The sequence below is a fragment of the Paraglaciecola arctica BSs20135 genome (assembly GCF_000314995.1).
Taxonomy (GTDB): Bacteria; Pseudomonadota; Gammaproteobacteria; order Enterobacterales; family Alteromonadaceae; genus Paraglaciecola; species Paraglaciecola arctica.
The window spans coordinates 55,442-76,608 of the sequence record NZ_BAEO01000014.1 but is presented as its reverse complement, the minus strand read 5'-3'; the positions used below and the strand labels follow the sequence as shown (position 1 = coordinate 76,608).

Sequence of the window (21,167 nt, the reverse complement as noted above, 5' to 3'; positions counted from 1 at the left end):
TCGCCAAATTTACGGCGTTCGACTGGTACAGTAACTGCATAGATTTAGCTAATATATTGCTTTAGAAGATAGATGATTGCTTACTACTATGACGTTTCATAAATCCTTTTTGACTGTGTTGTGCCTTGGCGTTTATTTGCTAGGCTGCTCGGGAAGTGCTCTCGATAGTGACAACGACACGCCTACCCCAAACGTTCTAGTCAATGCTGGTGCTGACCAATCCATTGCTGAACAAACCACAGTAACCTTGAGTGCTCAGGCTACTGGTAAGACTGATACTTTGACTTATACATGGAGAGTGACACCCAATATCACTATTACCCAAAATGATAATAGTGTAGGCACCGCGACTTTTACCGCGCCTGTTACAACCAATATATTGACTTACACTTTTACGGTTGATGTGACGGATGGCAACGGCAACACAGGCGAGGATTCAGTGGTGTATCAGGTTAACCCTGTGAATATCCCCCCATATGCAGATATACAAGTGACCCAATTTGAGGGATTAGATCACAATCAATTTCCTGCAGGTTATAGGGTGATCTTAAATGCTAGCGCCAGTACAGACACGGACAGCACTGATACAGATAACCCTATTGCGGCATATTTATGGCAACAAACTGCCGGTGAGTCAGTATTAACAGGTATTAGTTTACAGGGTGACAGTCTGGCTTTTACCACTCCTATACTTGGCGGTGCTAACTCAGTAACTATAGCAATGACAGTTACTGATCAAGAAGGGGCTGAAAGTATTGAAACTGTGACCCTAAATATCCTAAGTTCTGCAGATACATTGCCTGAAGTGGATGCCGGTATCAGCCATCAAGTATTTAGCGGAGAAAGCATTAATTTAAACGGTATTGCCAGCACCCCAGTGGCAGCATCTGAACCTTTATTTGTGACTTGGTTGAACGATTTTGAAAAAGATCCACAAATAGAAAATCTCAATGCATTAAAAACTGTCGCTATCGCGCCTGCAGTGACAGACACAGAAACTGTTACTTTTACTTTAAGAGTCGAAGACGCACAGGGGAATTCAGTCGACGACAGTCTAACTGTCACCATCAAACCATTACCGATCCAGGCACTTAATGATACTGGGGTTATTTTACAAGCAAGCGATTCGCAAATATTCAGCACTTATCAAACTGATTACCCGGGTCAAGATGGTCAACGTGGTCAAGATATTATTTATGCTAATGGTTTGTCTGAGAAAGCCGGTAGGGGAGAACAAGGTTTTGATTTTACCCGATTAGATGCTATTGGAGATGAAGTTGATGATGAGACCTCAGCTTGGAATTGTGTGCGTGATAACATTACTGGTTTGATTTGGGAGTCAAAATCTGCGGCTTTTAATACGACTTTACACAGCAGTAGCCACAGTTACTCATGGTATCAAAGTGACGATGAAGGAAGTTTTGACGGTGATCAAAACGGTATTAACACTAGCTGTTCGATAACTAACTGCAACACAGAAGAATATATCGCTGAGGTTAACTCACAAGGCTTATGTAACTTTAGGGATTGGCGCCTGCCTACACATAATGAATTATTATCTATCTTACATCTTGGTCGAGCTGCTGCACCTATGATTGATGCCAATTATTTTCCGAGCACAACCGCTTCATTAACTGCACCTGTGTGGTATTGGACCCAAGATGCAAGTGCTGATGGTTTTAACAATGAACAAGCTCAGAATGCATGGGCCATTGATTTTGCAACGGGTAATGATAATTTTTTAAACAAATCAACCGCAGGCAGAGTGCGATTAGTTAGGGCTGGGCGATAATATGAAGGTGATTAAATGAGAGTACTGTGTCTTTTTTGCTTTTTTATATCCTATGTGGCGACAAGCCAAACTTGCTTGCCAGACTTTGATGCAAGCTTAACAATCGATGAATTTGTGGATAATGCTAACGGCACAGTGACTGATGTCTCGTTGGGGCTAGTATGGATGCGCTGTAGTCTTGGGCAAACATGGGAAAATGAAACCTGCACAGGTGATGCAAGTGAACTGACGTGGCAACAAGCGTTGCAAGCAGCCCATGGTTACAAATACGCTGAACAATTGGGTTGGCGAGTGCCGAATATGAAAGAGTTAGCAAGTTTAACCGAGCGTAGCTGCGTACGCCCTGCCATTAATGAATTTTTCTTCCCGAATACCTCCTCAGATGATTATTGGACGTCCACACCTTCTGTGGTTGATCCAAAACGCGCCTGGGTTATTGCCTTTTTTAACAGCAGTAATTCTCTTAAAGATAAAAAACGTTTTGTTTTCACTCGATTGGTAAAAACTGCAGATTAACTTGAGTTTTGTCTGTCTTATCTGATCTGATATTGCATTTATTTTATTTAAAGGCAGACTGGACTTAGGCTTAAATCTATCGGAATTCTATGCGTTTTTTAGTACTTACATTGCTGCTATTTATTTCTACTGCTAATGCTAGTAAAGATTGTGAGGTGTCTCTTAATTACGGTGTCGTAGTGAGCAAACATCAAATCAGAGTTATTGGCCATGGTGGTCGGGCGGTTTATCAAATAAACCACCCGGCACAGCTTATTGTACAAGGTGAATGGATTGCGCTAGATGAGCAGCAAGAGCGAGAGCTAACTGAGTTGTCGGCTGGTATCCATCAAGTTGTGCCTAAGATGATATTGTTGGCAAATGAAGGTGTAGAGCTAGCGATAGAGACCATTGAGCAAGTGTACGGTGGCTTAGTGAAAGATGATAAGAGCCAGAAAAAACTTCAAAAATCCCTAGAACGAGTACAACTCAGCGTCAAAGAAAAATTTATTCACGCTAAAGATAATTTTTATATGGGTCCAGGTAGTCTTGAACAAGTTGATGATTTAGTTGACCGTGAGTTAGAAGAACATCTAGAAGAAGCGATAAGTACCTCTGTTGGTGGCATATTGTCGGCTATCGGTGGGCTGGTGGCGAATGGTGAGGGAAGTGAAGAAAAAATTGCCGCCATAACTAACCAGTTAGAAACTATTGGCGAAGGGATCAGTCAAACTGTAGGACCCAAAGCCGAAACCTTAAAGCTTAAAGCTCAATGGTTTTGTAATAAATTTAAAGAATTAGATCAGGCTGAAGATCAACTTAGAGCTTCTATTAAAGAGCTGCAGCCATATAATGTATTGGTAACTGGTACTAATGCTTATCTCGAAGAGTAGCCCATTTCACAAATAGGGTTCATTCATGGCAGTACTAGGTTTGACTTATTTAGCAGTTTGTTTTGTGCCAATTTCCTACTGCAATCAATTTATCTGCATCTTAAAATCAAAAAAATTTACCACTGAAGACACCAAGTGCCGAGCACAGAGGCACCACTAAAGAATAAGATTATTGTTGGATTTAAAGGTTGATTGACTCGTTCGTGCCAATACCCGACAGACATAGCTCGCTGTCCGACTTAGCGGTTATAGCAGATTACAGACGGTGAGGATTTATAAGCTATTACACGTCATTCCCGCGAAGGCGGGAACCTACCAATAGCTACCGTAAACTAAATTGAGATGTTATAAAAACACCATAGCAAAGTTATATTCTCACTAATTTTTTAAGATAATAAAAACAAGGTTCTTTAGTGATTTATCAGGTGTTGTTGGGGGTTCCCGCCTTCGCGGGAATGACGGGGTATATACGGCTGGATGTCACAGTCAGCTTAAACCATCATTTCCAGTAAGGTATTTAAATAACGCCTGCCTAGAGGTGTGACTTGCCACTCATCATCTGACTCAACTAACAAACCTCGGGTAATTGCGCTTTGTAGATTTTTTTTTGTGGTGTTATCTAAGGGGAAACCAGTAAAATCAGGGTAATCCGATTTAGGACAAGGCTCCAGTAAGCGAAAGCGATTCATAAAAAACTCGAAAGGCAAATCTTCCTTTGGCACCACTTTTTTATCACTAGTATAACTGCGGGTTAAATCCATATAACCTTTAGGATGTTTTACCTTAACCGTGCGAATTATCTTATTTTCACTGGCCAAGGTGATTTTACCATGGGCACCACAACCTATGCCTAAGTAGTCTCCAAATCGCCAATAATTTAAATTATGCTGACATTGCTGTCCGGGTTGACTGTATGCAGATATTTCGTATTGTTCGAATCCTGCTTGTTTAAGCAGCGCATCACCTTGTTCTTGAATATCCCATAACAGCTCATCCTCAGGTAATTTAGGCGGTTTGGAGTGAAACTGTGTATTAGGTTCAATGGTTAATTGATACCAAGATAAGTGAGGTGGTTGTTGCGCGATGGCGGTGTTTAAATCAAATAATGCATCCTCTAAAGACTGATTAGGTAAGCCATGCATTAGGTCAAGATTAAAACTATTGAGTCCTATGCTTTTGGCTAACTCTGCGGCTTTAAGTGCCTGATTTTCATCATGTATACGCCCTAATGCGGATAGTTTTTCTGGTTGGAAGCTTTGTACACCTATGGAGATGCGGGTAATGCCAGCTTTCACATAATCTGCAAAACGTTGGCTTTCAACTGTGCCGGGATTCGCTTCCATAGTGATTTCAGCATTGGCTAATAGATTAACCCTTTCTTTTACCCCATCTAATAATACTTTAATGGACTGAGCCGAAAACAAACTCGGCGTACCGCCACCAATAAAAATACTGTGAATAGCCCTGTTGCCTACCAATTTAGCATCTTCAGCTAAATCATCTAACAAGTGGCTGATATATTCAGTTTCAGGCAACACCTGTTGTTTTTGGCCGTGAGAATTAAAATCACAGTAAGGGCATTTTTGCACACACCAAGGAATATGAATATACAACGCAAGTGGCGGCAGCTTTAGAGGAAGTGATTGTGTTGACAAGTTGTTAGCCTAATTGATTTTGTAGTTGGGCTAACAGCAGTTTTAGGGCTTTGCCGCGATGACTTAACACATTTTTTTGTTCGGGAGACAACTGTGCAGAACTACAATTCTGTGTTTCGACCCAAAATACAGGATCGTAACCAAAACCATTTTCACCTTGTTGTTCAGTAGTGATTTCGCCAAGCCATTCACCTTGGCAAATAATAGGCGTGGGATCATCAGCGTGGCGCATAAATACCAAAACACATAAAAACTTGGCTTGACGATCCTCTTTTGGAATATCAGCCATCGCATCAAGTAACTTGATGATATTGCTTTGATCTGTTGCATCGTCACCGGAATAGCGGGCTGAATAGACACCGGGCGCACCACCAAGGGCATCTACTGCTAAACCCGAATCATCAGCTATTGCTGGAAGACCCGTTTGTTTCGCGGCGTGACGCGCTTTAATAATCGCATTTTCTACAAAAGTGGAACCTGTTTCGGCCACTTCTGTTACTGCAAATTCGCTTTGTGGTAAGACTTCAATACCTAAGTCAGACAACATGCGCGCAAGTTCTTTGACTTTACCTTTGTTGCCCGTTGCCAACACAACTTTATTTATATTTTTATAATCAAGCATTTAGGATTTTGGTCCTCGCCCTTTCTTTTTACGACTTTTGATTTTGGCGGTACGCTTGGCTTTAATCACCGCCTTTTTAGTTTTATTGCTGATTTTTTTCTTAGTAGGAGGTTTAGCTTCTTTATTGACTGGGCGTAATGCGGCAATCACCCTGCGTTTTAGTGCTTGTTCGGTATAACGTTCAATTTTGGGTACTACACCAATATCGTGAGCTTCTACAATAGAAATAGCGGTACCTTTGTTACCGGCACGTCCGGTACGACCAATACGATGTACATATACATCAGCTGTGCGCGGCATATCATAGTTAATCACGTGGCTTATGTTATCGACATCAATACCACGGGCTGCTACGTCAGTAGCGACTAATATTTTCACTTCACCGGTACGAAAACGCTCCATGGCAGTATTACGTTTGTCCTGAGGCATTTCACCTTGTAACCAGACACAATCAATATCAACAGCTTGCAGTTGACCGACTAAGGTCGCTAAACGTTCACGAGTTTTAACAAAGACTATAGCCGTTTCTACTTGTGTGCTTAGAATGTGAATTAACAAGTCCAGTTTATGGTTTGCGTTATCTGCCAGATGTATCCACTGATGAATTATACCTTTCTCTTTACGGCTTGAATCTGCTTCCAGTTCAACGGGATCATTCAATAATTCATCAGAAAAACGGGCGATGCCGCTGCCTTCTAATGTGGCTGAAAACAACATGGTTTGTTTACGCCAGCGCGCTTCAGCAGCAATTTGGTTAACAATTGGAGAAAAACCCATATCCAACATACGGTCAGCTTCATCTAAAATTAGGCATTCGATATCACGGCAATCAAAACTTTCTTTTTCGATATGTTCAAATAAACGCCCAGGTGTGGCGACTAAAATGTCGAGATTACTTTCTAATAAATCACGATCAGTACCGTAGTTGATGCCGCCGGTAATAACACCACAGGTGATATGTGGCGCATATTTACTGATAGCTTTGGCTTGCTCGAAAATTTGCAAAGCCAATTCGCGGGTAGGAGTAAGGATTAAAATCCGTGTTGAACCCGGTTGGCGTCTTGGGTAATCCAATAAAAACTGGCAAACAGGCAGTAAAAACGCAGCTGTTTTACCCGTGCCTGTTGGGGCAGAGGCCAAGATATCTTTACCATTCATGGCTTCTGGGATAACCAGCGACTGGATACTGGTGGGTTCTTTATAACCTAAATCCGTCACAGCGTGGATTAGTTCATCATCTAGTTCTAATTGTTCAAACATGTATGTTTAAGCCTTGTTTTATCGTTGGCTTGGGAATTGTTGGGGATTATAAAGGAGTGGCGAGGGAATTGCTTATTGATTTTTAATGCATGTGCAGCACATCGTTCGCAGCAGACCGTAATCCATGGTTTTTACCTCATTTTCTCTGTCAATTCATTGCTATTTTCAATAAAAACTTAATGACTACTGACACCATGCTGTCAGTACCACAATGTTATTGTTTTTTCATCGCAACCAACCGGTTTCGAATTAAATTTATTAGGGAATACATAATGTTAGAACACTCACCATTAGTCTGGGCGGAGATCGCCGTTACAGATATGAAGCGCGCAGTGGCATTTTATCAAACTCATTTTGGCTTATCGTTTAAGCACGAAGTAATGAATGGCATGGAAATGTCTATTGCTGAAACTGTCAATATAGGCGGCCCAAGTGCTGACACAGCAAACATAGTTGACCCCAGTTTTGCTCTTTTAAAACACCAGATGATGGTGCCAAGTCGAGATGGCAGCACTGTATATTTATATCTCAGCTTAACCTTGAATGGCAAAATAAATGCGCTTAAAGCAGCGGGCGTCGAAATTTTATTACCACCAATGGCTATCAAAGAAGGTGAAGCCGGTTACATTGCTATTTTTGTTGATTGTGAAGGAAACAAAGTTGGGTTGTGGTCTCAAAATCTGTAATTATATAGCTCTACCAATCAAGGTGTCTTAACCATGTCTGACTCAAAAACAAATTGCCTTTGTGGTGCAGTAAAAATCCTTGTGGAGCACGTGGATCCTAAGTTTAGTGTGTGCCATTGCCAATCATGTCGAACATGGGGAGGGGCGCCATTTTTTGCGGTGAAATGTGGTACTAATGTAAAAATTGAAGGGCATGATAAAGTTAAAATGTTTGAGTCATCATCTTGGGCTTCCCGTGGTTTTTGCTCAGAATGTGGTACTCATCTGTTTTATAAGTTTAAAGAAACCGGTGAATATAATATGCCAGTAGGTTTGTTTCCAAATTTGCCTGGATTGCAAATGGATATGCAGTATTTTAGTGACATGCGACCGAGTTATTATTGTTTTTCAAATGAAACAAAAGAAATGACTACCGATGAGATAATGGCTTATTTTGCCGCTCAAATGTAATTAGAATGAAAATAGGACCTAAGCCCAGTTCAATACTGGGCTTAGCTTTATATGAGATATGAGAAATAAATGCGCCGCGCCGACAGACTTTTTCAAATTATTCAGTTGTTAAAAAACCGCCGTTTAACCACCGCGAGTTTATTAGCGGAAGTGCTAGAGGTATCTACTCGTACTATCTATCGCGATATTCAAGATCTTATTGTCAACGGTATTCCAGTTGAAGGTGAAGCTGGTGTAGGTTATTTATTACGCCGTGAAGTTGATGTACCGCCGTTAATGTTTAACGAGTCTGAACTTGAAGCGATCCAAGTCGGCATGAGAATGGTAGAAGCATGGGGGGGCAGCGAACTTGCAAGTGCAGCCAAACAAGCAATGATAAAAGTATCTGCGGTATTACCTGAGAAATTACAAACATTTAACTCATTAATGTTTGCGCCTAAGTTTTATGCCACATCAAATGAATTTCAACATTTAGATCTTTTACGAAAAGCTGCCAAAAATCGACAATACCTGCAAATGGATTATCAAGATGCCAAACAAGCACAATCCAGCCGAGAAGTACGTCCACTCGCCATCCATTTATGGAAAGGCAGTTGGACTCTGCTGACTTGGTGTGAACTCAGAAATGACTTTCGAAATTTTCGCGTTGACAGGATCGTATTAATTAGCCTTAGGCAACGTTTTTTCCCAGTAATAGAGGGGGAAGAACTTAGTGATTTTATCGAAAAAATGCGTATAGAGCATGGATGATTATCGTCACATGCTCTAATAATTTTGATGGGGTTCTGCTTATTCAATATGTCAGACCTAGTTGCAACTTACACCATTGACAATAACTAGCTTGTTCAATTCATTGCAGCCAAGTCTTATACTGAGTGTTCTTACGCTAGGCTTAAATACTTCAATGCGTTACTTTTCTTCTTGGCAAAGAACCCTTTCTTGGTATGAGTGCCTTTGTCACTTTGCAGCCCGCTGAGTTGCAAGCGGGATTTTTCGATATCTTTGGTTGCTAGTTTGAGTAACGGATCCATTTTCTTTTTCTTGATTTCTTCGACTTTGTCCATCCAGCCTGGCATACCAATGTCGGCGATGAAAAAGTTCGCGACAGTTGACGTATCAGCGCAGGTCAACATATAACATCCGAGGATAGGGCATTCGTTGAAGACAGTGAAATCTAAGGTAGCAGGACTACTCAGGCGTTTATTACCGGCTTGCATTTCTTTGATTTCCAAGCCAAGAGTAAATAACTCCATGCCTAGTGCAGCAACAGCGTTACACATGCCTATTGCTGCTGTGGTTGCGGTACCACCATCTAACACTAGACCTGCTATTTTGCCTCCGGTGGCGGCACTGTGCCTTGCTAGATTGATTGAATCCTTTGCCAAATTGCGTTTGATTAGCGTAATGACAGCCTCTGCGGCGGCCAAAGGGTCACCTCCACGAAATCCACTTTTGTATTCCCGACTATGATAAAGCGACTTGGCATCAGTAGCCACAGCCTTAGCGGCTTTGGCGGTTTTTAAGGCGCTTGCTGCAACACTGATAAAAGGGATGATCTCAGAAATTAATTCGTTTAATACTTCAGAGGTTAACGCAGTTATAATGTCTTCTATGTTGTCAACGTCAGCGCAGGTTTTGATAAATTCTTTGGCGACTGTTTGCAGTTGTTGCGCAGCAAATCCACCACCGGAATGACTTGCGTTTTTGACTTTGTCAGCGCTCTTTTTGATCTTTTTTCCCGACTGGATGAGTTTTTTACCAGTCTGGACCTTTTCCATGCTACCAAAAACAAGTTTTGTGCCGCCGAACATGTTTTGCATTGCCATACGACGCGCTGTTGCAAGTTCGGACATGGCGGCAAAATCAGCCATGGTGAGTTGCTGTGACATTTTGATTCCCTTTTATGAATTAACCCCAGAAAAAAGAATATAGTAATATCAAGTAAGATGGAATAGCTTAATAAGTAGGCATGCTATAATGCACAAGTCGATGATTTAACGTGTCAATTATCTGCATCGCCTAGTTTATAATTTAGGGGATCTGCCCAAGGCAATACATTAGACTCTTCCTTTACAACCTTACATTGAGTCCGGAAATAGCTAGCATCACAGTAAACAAATCTACACCGAACAGCATTTTTATAACCAGAGTTTAGGTTAAGCAATCCTAGTTCAAATTAACTAAAGGATTGAACCAAAATATGAACTCAGATATCGTTTGTGGATAAAAAAACCTAAAACGAGTTATTCTAAAGCTTGGTTGGGCTTCTGGAGATAACCCGCATCACCAGAATTTTAATATGGCGGGAAGGAGATATATATGAGTGAAGAAAAAAATGTGTGGTTAGGAACCCCGTCTCAAGTAGTCAATTTAGGAAGTTATATTTTATTGGGGTTATTTTTTTGGTTAGTGATCCCATTATTTGTCATTTTATGGAAATGGCTCGATGTTAAGAATACTAAATATGAGTTAACTACAGAAAGAATTCGCACTAGACATGGGATCCTTAATAAAGAAACCGACGAGTTGGAGCTATATAGAGTTCGAGATTACAAGTTAGAACAGCCATTTTTCCTTCGTATGTTCTCTTTAGGTAATATCATTCTAGAAACATCTGATCGTTCACACCCAACAATAGTGATAAAAGCGATATCTAATGGCGAAGAACTTCGGGAAAAATTAAGAACCCACGTAGAGGCTTGCCGAACTAAAAAGAATGTACGTGAAGTTGATTTCGAGTAGGTGTCATTATGTCTGTTTTTTCATATATAGTACTTGTTGTAGGTTGTGGTTTATTGATGCTTGGATCAGTGTCGGGATACGCCCTTTTTGCTCGCGCATTAAAAATTTCAGATAAATTTGGTGACGAAACCAATGTGGGGACTTTATGGGGCCTATTTATTTTAGGTTTGTCCGCTGGGTTGTTGCTGGTTTGGTGGTCATTACCATCGTAAGGCTAATAAATTGGGGCAGGTCGCGAGCTTTTTCGGCGACTTAATCCTGTTGTAGGATAAGCCAGATGTAGACAATATCTGCAACAGCAGTCAGAGAAGACCCCTCAAACTCTACTAAGGCAGGTTCTGTATGTTTCAAAATACGTATTTTTGTTATTTAAAGTTTTAATATATCAACAAGCTCAAAATACTGACCCTGTTGAAAGGCGATTTGATTCGCGCCTATTCATGAAAAACATCTTAAAAAATAGTAGGTTACAACAATTGATATATGCTGTATCGCGTTTCCTCACTTAGTCAATTCAACTTAGCATCGGGTACTCGATTTAAATATGTTTAACAAAACTAACTTACAAGCCTCTTTAAGCAAACAAACTTGGGCGAAAGGCACAAGACTCCATCAATTAAACTTTGTTCTCAGTGCTGCTGTGGATGAGCATATATTGAGAGGTTCTGTTAGAAGTGAGACTAATAGACATCAGACTTACTTAACCCGATTTGAATATGATGAAGGTAAAAATCAAGCCAAAGCATATTGTAATTGTTACCTTAAAACTGATTGTAAACATGCGGCTGCACTGGCTCACCATTACCTTGAACATATGTATGTTGGTTCGGCATCAAACAGCTCAATACAAGAATGGCTGAATAAGTTTTCAGATCAAGAGCCTTTGGTTTTTCAGCAAAAAAAAGCACTGTTGTATTTTCTTAAGCAGAATAGTAGTGATTATTTACAACTGGAAGTCAAAAGTTCTAGCTTAAAAAAGAATGGTAGTTGGAGCCGAACCCTGAATTTTGAAAATTTAGATAGCTACCTGATTAAACAGCCTTTTGTAGATGATAATGATGTGCAAATTATTAGCTCTGCCATCAGAAGCAAACATTACTCCAGTGCCATTGAGACACATAAAGCCCTGCAGCTATTGGTGAGTACTGGGCGATGTTTCTGGCAAGATGACGCAGATCTCAATCATCCGATTTCTTTTGGCGAGCCTCTAAAGGCAAGCTGGCAGTGGCAGAATAATAGGACGGTGCATAAGCTAAATTTGGTACTAGAAAAAAGTAATGCTGATATTAAATTGATAAAGTCACAGCCTATTAGTTACTACAATAGCAAAACCAATAGTTTGGGTTTAGTTGAAACAGATTTAAATAGTGAATTTGATGGTCAGTTTTTAGACAGTCCCGCTTTTTCTGAAGAAAAAATGCCTTGGGTGTTGAGTAAACTGGATATGTCTTTAGGTGAAGTCGCACAGAAATTGCCCAAGCCAAAACTTAAAAAAGAGTTTAGCTTGACCCGCCCCGTGCCTCATATACGCCTAGCCACGCCCAATAGTAATCAAGCTTATTATACGCAACTCTCATTGTGGTTTGCATATGATGGGCAACATGTCAGTCCCTTAAATAATAAACATCAAGTAGTATCGCAAAAGGGTGAAGAAAGCATTTATCGCGATTTTTCTTTTGAAAAAATGATCATCGAGTCTCTTCAATCATGGAATTTTATTCCTCAATTACAATCTTTCTCCACACAGAATAACATTGAGAGAGGTTATTTGATGGTGTTGCAAGGACGACATCTTAATTTGTCGTTTTTACATAATCAGCTACCAATGTTGAAAAAGCAGGGATGGCAAGTTGAACATGATGCTAGTTTTCATTATCAAGAGTTAGATACCGATAGTGTATTTGATGCCAATGTCGAACAAAACGAAGGGAATGATTTTTTCTCGATTGGATTGAATTTAAACATAGATGGTCAAAGTGTCGCGGCTTTTCCTATTTTACTCAGTGCTTTAGAGCAACTCCCAAAAGAAATGCTGTTGAATGATCAAACTTATGTCGAGGGTGACGACAAGGTATTTGTTGAGCTTTCTGATGGAAAGTTCATTGCGCTGTCTTATCAGAGCATTCGGCCTTTACTTAAACAGTTTGTCGAATTGTTTATGCCTGGCGCTTTGCAAGACGATGGCACTATGCGTTTGTCACGCTTTCAAAGTCATCAAACCCTCAGTGAATTAGATAATCAAGGTATTGTCACTAAGGGGGCAAATAGATTACGTCATCTGGCCGAAAAACTACGAAATTTTGATGCAATTCAGACTGCACCTATTCCCAAGTTGTTATTGGCTGAATTACGTGAATATCAGCATCAAGGACTTAATTGGCTACAGTTTTTACGAGAATATGAGCTAAATGGTATTTTGGCCGACGATATGGGCTTAGGTAAAACTATCCAAGCGCTCAGTCATTTGTTACTTGAGAAAGAGCAGGGGCGGCTGAGTGGACCGAGTTTAATTATTGCGCCAACCAGTGTGTTATTTAATTGGGCCAAAGAAATAGAAAAGTTTACCCCTAACTTATCTTATATAGTGATAAATGGGGCCAAACGGCAAGAGCATTTTGAGAAATTAGATCAATATGACATAGTGATCACCAGCTATCCGCTAGTGTTAAAAGACATTGAGGTACATCAACAGCAAGTTTTTTATTATTTAATTTTAGACGAAGCTCACTATATCAAAAATCCTAAAACCAAGCTTTATCAAGCGATGTTGACACTCAAGTCTGAGCATAAGCTGTGTTTGACAGGTACACCTATGGAAAATCATCTTGGTGAATTTTGGGCGCAATTTAACTTTTTATTGCCAGGATTTTTATCCGGTTATCAACAGTTTACTAAGTTGTTTAAAACCCCTATCGAAAAACACAATGATCATGAGCGTAAGCTCATTCTCAATCAACGTATCAAACCCTTTATATTACGCCGTAGTAAAGAACTCATAGCTAAAGAGTTACCAGAAAAAACCATCATTATACAATCCCTAAAAATTGAAGGTAAACAAGCTGAACTATATGAATCTGTACGTTTAACTATGGATTCTCGTTTAAAAGAAATTATTGCTGCAAAAGGTCTGCAGCGCAGCCAAATTGAAATTCTTGATGCGTTATTAAAATTGCGCCAAGTTTGCAACCATCCTCAGTTACTTTCTTTGCCTAGCGCTAAATCTGTTCATCAATCAGCTAAGTTAGAGTTTTTGATGGAAACCCTACCGGAGATGGTTGAGGAAGGCAGAAAGGTGTTAATTTTTTCACAGTTCACCAGCATGTTAGCCTTGATAGAAAAAGAGTTAATCGCGAGTAAAATAGCTTACGTTAAACTCACTGGTAGTAGTCGAAATCGTCAAGAACTGGTTGAGACCTTCCAATCGGGTAAAGTACCGGTATTTTTAATTAGCTTAAAAGCCGGCGGAGTAGGTTTGAATTTAACGGCCGCCGATACTGTGATCCATTTTGATCCTTGGTGGAATCCTGCAGTAGAAAATCAAGCGACTGACCGAGCTTACCGTATAGGTCAAGACAAACCAGTGTTTGTGTATAAATTGATTATTGAAAACTCTATTGAAGAAAAAATTCTACAGATCCAAGAGAGAAAAGCCGAGCTGGCAAGTGCACTATTATCAGAGGAAGTCAGCCAAGGTAACTTAAGTCTAACGGATGATATTTTGGATACATTATTAGCGCCTTTAGCTTAAGAAAAAACAATAATGGGTTTTTGCATTAAAAATTCAGAGTGAGTATCCCTTAAACCTTCATCCTATTTCGTTTGCCGCGGCTTTATACGCGGCAATATTCTCTGCGATTAAATCGAGTAATCGTTGCTGCGATTCAATACTGGCCCAGGCAATATGGGCGGTGATCTTTAAGTTGTTTAGCTGCGCGCCTGATTGTTTATCTGCAATAGCAGCTAATAAAACATGATCTGCTGGTGGCGGTTCTTGTTCTAAAACATCTAATACGGCATAGGCGATTTGTTTAGTTTTTAATGCAACAAGTAAGTCATCACTATTGACTAAAGCTCCACGAGCCGTGTTGATTAACATAGCACTTGGTTTCATTTGACTTAAAGTATTGGTGTTGATTAGGTTTTCTGTTTCAGGTGTTTGTGGACAATGTAAACTGAGTACATCCGCTTGGGCTAATACCTGTTCAAAACTGTGTCTACCCGTTCGAATAGTGGTTGCATTAGGCCTTTCTGCAATAAGTATTTGCATACCAAAAGCTAGCCCCAGTTTTGCTACGGCTTGACCTAAATCACCATTGCCAATAATGCCTAATGTTTTTCCATTCAGTTCACTCACACCATTTCCATGATGGCAAAAGGTGGGACTTTGTTGCCATAAACCTTGGCTGGTGTTGTGATTATGATGACTGGTTTGATTGAAGTATTCAAGCATTTGCGCGAACACATATTGACTTAAAGAAGCGGTTGAATAGCCACTGACGTTATTGACTGCAATGCCTAATTCTAGGGCTGCGTGTAGGTCAACATTGTTAGTGCCTGTAGCGGCAATACAGATTAATTTAAGCTTGGGTAATTGATTTAAGGTTTGCGCGTTTAGTAGTACTTTATTGGTTATGACGATATCGGCATGTTGGCAACGTTCGATGATTTGTTCGGTTAATGTGGTAGGGAAACAAGTTAACGAACCTAGCTGCTGTTCAATGGCGCTCAGGGAAATGTTTGAACTGAAAGTCTGTTGATCTAAAAATACTGCGTGCATAGCGCTACTTGTTACTAGCTCAAAGAGAGCTCGAGCTTACGAGTATATTTTTGTAAGCTCAAGAAGATGATTGAAATAAGTGAAATTTTCCATTTTTTACCAAACTTGTTAATAACTAAATAAACACTCTTCTACGTCAGGCTGTCTTTGCTGGCGTTTCACTGATTTTTGGACTCGGCATATATCTGGCGCGCTTTTTAGGTTTTAAAGTATCTAAATCTGCTAACACTAAGCCATCTACGCAGTGGTTAAAGTCTGGATCGATATTAAAGTCGATAAAATGTACACCACCTTCTTGGTAGGTTTCAGTATATTGTTTAAAAAGGGTAGGCACGGCCATGGCCATATTCGCCAACTGATGTTTGAGTTGGTTGAAGTCTGCTTTGTAGTTTTCACCGCTAAAACAATGTGAATAATCTTTAGGTAATAGATAAGGCAATTTAGAGTTGGCAATGCCGTCTGAGCGGCCAAAATATAAAGTGTAAAACTGGACCAATAAATCTTTGGCCGCTTTAGGGTAGTGGTCGCTTAAGCTGACTGGGCCAAATAGGTAACGAAACCTAGGATGGCGATGCAGAAAAGCCCCAATGCCAAACCATAAGTAGTCTAGGCTTCGTTTCCCCCAGTACTTAGGCTGCACAAAACTTCTGCCTAGCTCTAAACCTTGTGCAAAATATGGAGCCATTGCAGGGCCGTAATTAAATAAACTTGCTGAATATAGGCCATTAACTGATTGATTTTCGATGATCGTTTTGGCATCACCAAAACGATAGGCTCCTGCAATTTCTAAGTCTTCTTTATCCCACAAAACTAGGTGGTAATAAAATGCATCGTAGCGGTCGATATCACGGCGTTTGTTAGTGCCTTCACCCACGGCCCTAAAAGCTAATTCTCTTAAACGACCAATTTCCCTGAGTATGGGTGAACTGCCTTGATGTTGATATAGATACATCACCTTGCCGTCGCTGGTATCACCTAAATCTTCACATTGCGTTTTTAAGGCGTGTTGTAATTCTGCGCGGTTTTCTGCTGGAGCTATGGCTTTTTGGGTATCGAATATTCCGGGTTTGTTATGACCTATTTTATAGAGGTGTTTTTTAAATAGTGCCACATGTTGATTGCGGGTGATTTTGTTGTTGCTGTATGACTCGAAGGGAATAAGTTCGCCGATGCGCATAGGTAAATGGTGGCGTTTGTGGTTAAACATTTCTTTTACCAGCAACATACTGGCTAAGGGTTTGTAGAGCATCGATACCCCATAAAACAGTGGAGAATTTTTGGCGTCTATAAAGACTGGTAAAATAGGTGACTTAGCTTGTTTTGCAATGCGTAAAAAACCACTTTGCCAGCGGGTGTCTCTAATGCCTTGTGGCCGTAGGCGCGATACTTCGCCGGCTGGGAATACTATCACCACACCCTCGGCTTGAAGGTGTGCCTGGATATTTTGAATGTGCTGTTTTGCGGTACCGCCTTGTATGTTGTTAACCGGCAATAATATCGAATGCATCGGCTTGAGTGCCATTAACATGTCGTTGCCAATCACTTTAATATCTTGCCTGACTTCGCTGACTAATTTGATTAAAGCCAAAGCGTCGAGTGAGCCGATCGGATGGTTGGCAATAATTACCAATTTGCCTTGGTTGGGCAGTCGCTCTTTTTCGACATCTCGCGCAGAGTAGCTGATATTAAAGTACTCCAGTACTTGTTCAGCAAAGTCTATACCTTGGTAATGGGGATACTCTTTAGCAAACTCTTGCATCTCTCGTTCGTGTAAGAGATGCCTAAGCACGAAACTTAGTGTTTTCGATAAAAGTGGCTTATTAACCGCCTTGGGATAGTGTTTTTCAAGGACTTCGGACACAGTGAACATAGATTTACCTACAGCTCAGGATTTGGCTGAGCTAAGGGTAATCATTAAGTGTGACACTTTAGTGCTACTAAAGTGGCGGTTTGATGACAGCGCTTAGTGTTATCTAATGCTCAGCAATGATATTTTATTTTCTTTAGCGACGTATTGGCTTTTGACAGATAAACTAATTCAATTAGAACGGTTATTGACCGACTCGTTAAATGTATTTGTGAAAACTGATGTTAGTTGGTTTGAAGTGCATCTGATTATTGATTAGCCGCCATTGGAATAGTATCCATTATTCTTAGTTTTTCGTTGTATAATCAAAGTTATATGATTAGTTTGTATGGGGTGGCCTCTTATATTTCATTTTAACTTGGAACTATTTTTATATGAAAATTGCGTTAGACAGATTACATACTGCAGTGTGGATATTTGATATTGATCAGTTATGTATGATTTGGGCCAATCAAGCAGCACTGAAATTGTGGGATAGTCCCTCTTTAGAGGAGCTATTAACCAGAGATTTTAAATCAGACTTATCTGCAGCCGTAAAAGAAACCATGCTTCAATTTCAACAGGCTTTTCAAAACAATGAAGTGATACAAGAAAGCTGGCAGTTTTCACCCAAAGGTCGAGTTGCTCAAGCGTTTTGTCAATTTTCTGGGTATCTATTAGAAAACAACAGCATGGCTATGCTAGTCGAAGCGATACCGACCAACGTTTTACACTCAGATTTGCAATTAGGTTCAACAGCTTTAATATCGATTTACCGTGAAAATGGTGATTTTCTAAGTGGTAACCCTCCTTTTATTCCTGAATTTGGTCATCAAGTTAAACACCTTAAACAATTATTTTGTAATCCTGATGTGTTAACCAACTTATATCAATCCATGGTTAAAGAACTACGTTTTGAGCAAGATGTGTTGATGCGCACTAAAGTCGGAGAAACCTGGTATAGGCTATTTGCTACCAAGTCTATTAATGAACAGGGGGAAGCCACAATACTTCTGCATCAATATAATATTCATGAAAGAAAAAGCATAGAACAAACGTTACGCGAACAAGCATGGACTGACCCCCTTACTGCCCTGTTAAACCGAAGAGGCCTTGCTCATGCGTTAACGCAGAGTATTGATAACAACACACCTTTCACGCTGCTGTATATTGATTTAGATGGCTTTAAAATGGTGAATGACTCATTAGGTCATGGTAAAGGCGATTTGATCTTAAAAGAAGTCGCTAATCGTTTACGTCAACATCAATACTCGTCAGGGCAATTGTGCCGATTCGGCGGTGATGAGTTTGTATTTGCGATCCATAACGATGATATTAAAGGCCAAATAAATGTTTTATCTGAGCAATTGATTAAACAAATATCAGAGCCTTATGAAAATGTTAAAGGCAGTTCTCTATCTCTATCCGCTAGTATTGGAATTTCTTGTTTCCCTGAAGACGGTGATGAGATAGAACATCTTATTACCTGCGCCGATGCAGCAATGTATCAAGCCAAAAAATTAGGTAAAAAGAGGTGGGTTAATTACATCAGTGGAATGGAAAATGTGCATAAACGTGCCAGTAGCATTGCTTATAAATTGTCGTCTGCGATACAAAATAACGAATTAGAATTGTTCTATCAGCCAATTTATAATATCGAAACTGGCAGCATTTACTCCTTTGAAGCGTTATTACGCTGGACCAATGCTGAACTAGGCCAAGTGTCACCGCAAGAAACTATTCTTGTTGCAGAACAAACAGGCTTAATTCACGAGATTGAAAATTGGGTGTTAAATCAAGCGCTCAGCGACCTTGCTAAACTCAGAAGTGTTACCGAAAAAAGCGCCACTATAGCAGTCAATATGTCAGGGCTGCATATGGCCCAACCCAAACTACTAGAGACAATCATCGCTATGTTAGATGTGCACGGTTTACAACCGGTAGATTTAACCATTGAATTGACAGAAAGTGTGTTGTTATCCGATATAGACAAAGAACAAAACCCTACTCAACAAATCACCTCAAACGGCATAAAACTGAACATTGATGATTTTGGTACCGGATATTCATCACTGGCTTATTTACATGCAATACCTGCTTCAGTCGTCAAAGTAGATAGAAGCTTTTTAGATCAAGCAGATAACAATACAGTTACCCTCGAATGTATTCATACCTTGGTAAATTCACTCAATATGCAGAGCCTGATTGAAGGAATTGAAACCAACCATCAATCGCAATTGTTGGCAAGTCTTGGTTATAACCTGCAACAAGGTTACCTACTTGGTAGGCCGCAACCTCTGGCCTATTACTTCACCGAAACGTTCTGTTATCCAAAAGCTTAATTTTAGACTTGTGGATCTCGAAAATACTCGAAAACTATTTACTTAGCATTCCCTATCACTATTCTAAGCATTTTTTAAACTCATCCTTATAGCGCCTAGACAAGGCCACCACAGTGCCATTTTTCAAACAAATTTCGCCGTCACCACTTGGTTGATAACTAATATGATCTATGGCCGAAAAGTTAACAGCGTATGAGCGGTGGGTGCGACAGAAGCCTTTTTCGGCGAGTCGTTTGCTTAAGTCGGCTAGGGTAGATCGCAGTGGGTAGATACGACCACCGCTATGTAGATTAACGTAATTACCTGCTGATTCCATCCATTGAATATCGTCGACTTTAACCAAAAATTCTCTGTCGAGTTTTTTAACAAGTAGATGCTCAGGTACGTGAGTTGGACTTTGTTGCTCTGGCTCTGCGTCTATTAGATTCGCTTCACCTTTTAGGCGGCTGTAGACAAATTGATATAACTGATAAAAGAGTAAAAAAAACGCATAACTCCAAACATCCTTGCGGTATTCGTAAATGAACTCTCGCAAGATTGGCCCAAAGTCGTAATTTCCTCCCGCAGACCAGTAAGCGATTTCTCTAATCAAGACCATTATGCTCACATGTAAAATTGAAAACACCAGTGACGCGACTAAGTGTTTACCTAGTTGGCTTTTGATTTGCGTGAGTTGAAGTGGGTTGCCTTGCCAGAATATGGCTAATAAAGGTAACAGCAATAAAATACTTATGGCACTGGAATACTCCCACAGAAAGGGTTCTATGATATGGAAATCTGCCACACCATCCCGGGTTTCTTCCATCCAGTCTGAGGTGGCATTGATTGTACTGTTGATGAAAAAATACGCGCCCATTAATAAATATAGATAGCGACTTTTATGTTGCTCGAAACGCTCAAACCATGTCATTTGTTATTCTTCCCACTATCCACAGTTGTCCTCACATTAATGTTATTGATTGATGAGTAGTTATTTAAGACCAATACCCATAAAGAAGTTGTTTTTCTACTGAAAGATATTGTTTATTTACGCTTTCTAGTTTGTAAACTCCATAAAATAAATTATTGCTATGTTACGAATTTTTACTTTTCTTACGGTTATCTTGTTTACTTCTTTTTGTTTTGCCCAAGAGCAGGTTAAAACTACAGAGTTATCGAAAATGCCAGAATGGCAACTATACAATGAAGCGGGGCAATTAGTTAAGTCATCCGACTTTCTTGGAAAGCCACTAGTGATTCATTTTTGGGCGACTTGGTGTCCATACTGTAAAAAACTTCAACCTGGCTTAGATACACTCTATAAAAAATATCAAGCTGAGGGACTGCAAATGATTGCCATAAGTATCAGAGAAGACGACGGTGCCACACCTCAAAAAGAATTAGATAGTAGAGGCATGAGTTTTAAAACCCTAATAAATGGTGATGCTGTAGGCAGGGAGTTATTTAACGTGAAAGGGACTCCCACTACTGTGTTTATTGACAAAACAGGGCATATTGTTGCTAGTACCAGTATTTCAGATCCTGATGATCCCCGTTTAGAGAAAATAGTAAAATATATAGTCAATCAATAGTCATACTCTGGTAGTTTTTCTTAGGATTATAATTTG

Annotated in this window: 18 protein-coding genes; 11 read left to right on the top strand and 7 right to left on the bottom strand. The window is 40.0% G+C overall.

The annotated features are described in order from the left end of the window. Positions 1 to 88: 88 nt before the first annotated feature. The 3 genes from GARC_RS05795 to GARC_RS05785 all read left to right on the top strand — a co-directional run bounded on the left by GARC_RS05795 (position 89) and on the right by GARC_RS05785 (position 3,180). Positions 89 to 1,792 carry an Lcl C-terminal domain-containing protein gene (locus GARC_RS05795; protein ID WP_081587503.1) on the top strand — a complete coding sequence of 568 codons (1,704 nt, stop codon included), beginning with the start codon at positions 89 to 91 and terminating at the stop codon, positions 1,790 to 1,792. 15 nt (positions 1,793 to 1,807) lie between these two features. Then, a complete protein-coding gene (locus GARC_RS05790; RefSeq protein WP_007617744.1) occupies positions 1,808 to 2,308 on the top strand; it encodes an Lcl C-terminal domain-containing protein in 501 nt (166 codons plus the stop codon). A gap of 89 nt (positions 2,309 to 2,397) precedes the next feature. Further along, on the top strand, positions 2,398 to 3,180 hold the full coding sequence (locus tag GARC_RS05785; protein ID WP_007617743.1) for a YggN family protein: 783 nt from the start codon (positions 2,398 to 2,400) through the stop codon (positions 3,178 to 3,180). Between the two features lie 491 nt (positions 3,181 to 3,671). Here the strand turns inward: GARC_RS05785 and hemW are convergent, their stop codons facing one another. Genes hemW through srmB form a run of 3 tightly spaced genes read right to left on the bottom strand, consistent with a single transcriptional unit; the run spans position 3,672 to position 6,717 of the window. Continuing rightward, the gene (hemW, locus tag GARC_RS05780) at positions 3,672 to 4,835 is read right to left on the bottom strand and encodes a radical SAM family heme chaperone HemW (RefSeq protein WP_007617742.1); all 1,164 of its coding nucleotides are present in this window, start codon (positions 4,833 to 4,835) and stop codon (positions 3,672 to 3,674) included. Between the two features lie 4 nt (positions 4,836 to 4,839). Then, entirely contained in the window at positions 4,840 to 5,457 is a 618-nt protein-coding gene (locus GARC_RS05775) for an XTP/dITP diphosphatase (protein ID WP_007617741.1), read from the bottom strand. Continuing rightward, positions 5,458 to 6,717: an ATP-dependent RNA helicase SrmB gene (srmB, locus tag GARC_RS05770; RefSeq protein WP_007617740.1), complete on the bottom strand. Its 1,260-nt coding sequence runs from the start codon at positions 6,715 to 6,717 to the stop codon at positions 5,458 to 5,460. Positions 6,718 to 6,989: 272 nt separating this feature from the next. On the opposite strand from srmB, the gene GARC_RS05765 reads away from it, so the two are divergent. The 3 genes from GARC_RS05765 to GARC_RS05755 all read left to right on the top strand — a co-directional run bounded on the left by GARC_RS05765 (position 6,990) and on the right by GARC_RS05755 (position 8,603). Then, positions 6,990 to 7,403 (top strand): VOC family protein, encoded by a 414-nt coding sequence (locus GARC_RS05765; protein ID WP_007617739.1) that lies wholly within the window; start codon positions 6,990 to 6,992, stop codon positions 7,401 to 7,403. Between the two features lie 33 nt (positions 7,404 to 7,436). After that, positions 7,437 to 7,853, top strand: a complete 417-nt coding sequence (locus tag GARC_RS05760; protein ID WP_007617738.1) for a GFA family protein — start codon at positions 7,437 to 7,439, stop codon at positions 7,851 to 7,853. A gap of 69 nt (positions 7,854 to 7,922) precedes the next feature. Beyond that, entirely contained in the window at positions 7,923 to 8,603 is a 681-nt protein-coding gene (locus GARC_RS05755; protein ID WP_007617737.1) for a helix-turn-helix transcriptional regulator, read from the top strand. Positions 8,604 to 8,734: 131 nt separating this feature from the next. Here GARC_RS05755 and GARC_RS05750 read toward each other — a convergent pair whose 3' ends face one another. Then, positions 8,735 to 9,742, bottom strand: coding sequence for a hypothetical protein (locus tag GARC_RS05750; RefSeq protein ID WP_007617736.1), 1,008 nt, complete (start codon positions 9,740 to 9,742; stop codon positions 8,735 to 8,737). A 430-nt stretch (positions 9,743 to 10,172) separates the two neighbouring features. Between GARC_RS05750 and GARC_RS05745 the strand changes: the two genes are divergently transcribed. The 3 genes from GARC_RS05745 to GARC_RS05735 all read left to right on the top strand — a co-directional run bounded on the left by GARC_RS05745 (position 10,173) and on the right by GARC_RS05735 (position 14,343). Next, entirely contained in the window at positions 10,173 to 10,595 is a 423-nt protein-coding gene (locus GARC_RS05745; RefSeq protein WP_007617735.1) for a PH domain-containing protein, read from the top strand. Positions 10,596 to 10,603: 8 nt separating this feature from the next. Next, a complete protein-coding gene (locus GARC_RS05740) occupies positions 10,604 to 10,807 on the top strand; it encodes a hypothetical protein (RefSeq protein ID WP_007617733.1) in 204 nt (67 codons plus the stop codon). Between the two features lie 332 nt (positions 10,808 to 11,139). Then, positions 11,140 to 14,343: a DEAD/DEAH box helicase gene (locus GARC_RS05735; protein ID WP_007617731.1), complete on the top strand. Its 3,204-nt coding sequence runs from the start codon at positions 11,140 to 11,142 to the stop codon at positions 14,341 to 14,343. Positions 14,344 to 14,400: 57 nt separating this feature from the next. On the opposite strand, the gene GARC_RS05730 is transcribed toward GARC_RS05735, so the two are convergent. Together GARC_RS05730 and GARC_RS05725 are read right to left on the bottom strand one after the other, a co-directional pair. After that, entirely contained in the window at positions 14,401 to 15,372 is a 972-nt protein-coding gene (locus GARC_RS05730) for a D-2-hydroxyacid dehydrogenase (RefSeq protein WP_007617729.1), read from the bottom strand. Positions 15,373 to 15,508: 136 nt separating this feature from the next. Then, a complete protein-coding gene (locus GARC_RS05725; protein WP_039988862.1) occupies positions 15,509 to 17,242 on the bottom strand; it encodes a GNAT family N-acyltransferase in 1,734 nt (577 codons plus the stop codon). 371 nt (positions 17,243 to 17,613) lie between these two features. Between GARC_RS05725 and GARC_RS05720 the strand changes: the two genes are divergently transcribed. Next, complete coding sequence (locus tag GARC_RS05720) at positions 17,614 to 19,560, top strand: putative bifunctional diguanylate cyclase/phosphodiesterase (protein WP_007617717.1); 1,947 nt, start codon at positions 17,614 to 17,616, stop codon at positions 19,558 to 19,560. A 58-nt stretch (positions 19,561 to 19,618) separates the two neighbouring features. Here GARC_RS05720 and GARC_RS05715 read toward each other — a convergent pair whose 3' ends face one another. Next, positions 19,619 to 20,470 (bottom strand): LytR/AlgR family response regulator transcription factor, encoded by an 852-nt coding sequence (locus tag GARC_RS05715; protein WP_007617709.1) that lies wholly within the window; start codon positions 20,468 to 20,470, stop codon positions 19,619 to 19,621. A 160-nt stretch (positions 20,471 to 20,630) separates the two neighbouring features. Between GARC_RS05715 and GARC_RS05710 the strand changes: the two genes are divergently transcribed. Beyond that, positions 20,631 to 21,131: a TlpA family protein disulfide reductase gene (locus GARC_RS05710; RefSeq protein WP_039988861.1), complete on the top strand. Its 501-nt coding sequence runs from the start codon at positions 20,631 to 20,633 to the stop codon at positions 21,129 to 21,131. Positions 21,132 to 21,167: the final 36 nt, after the last annotated feature.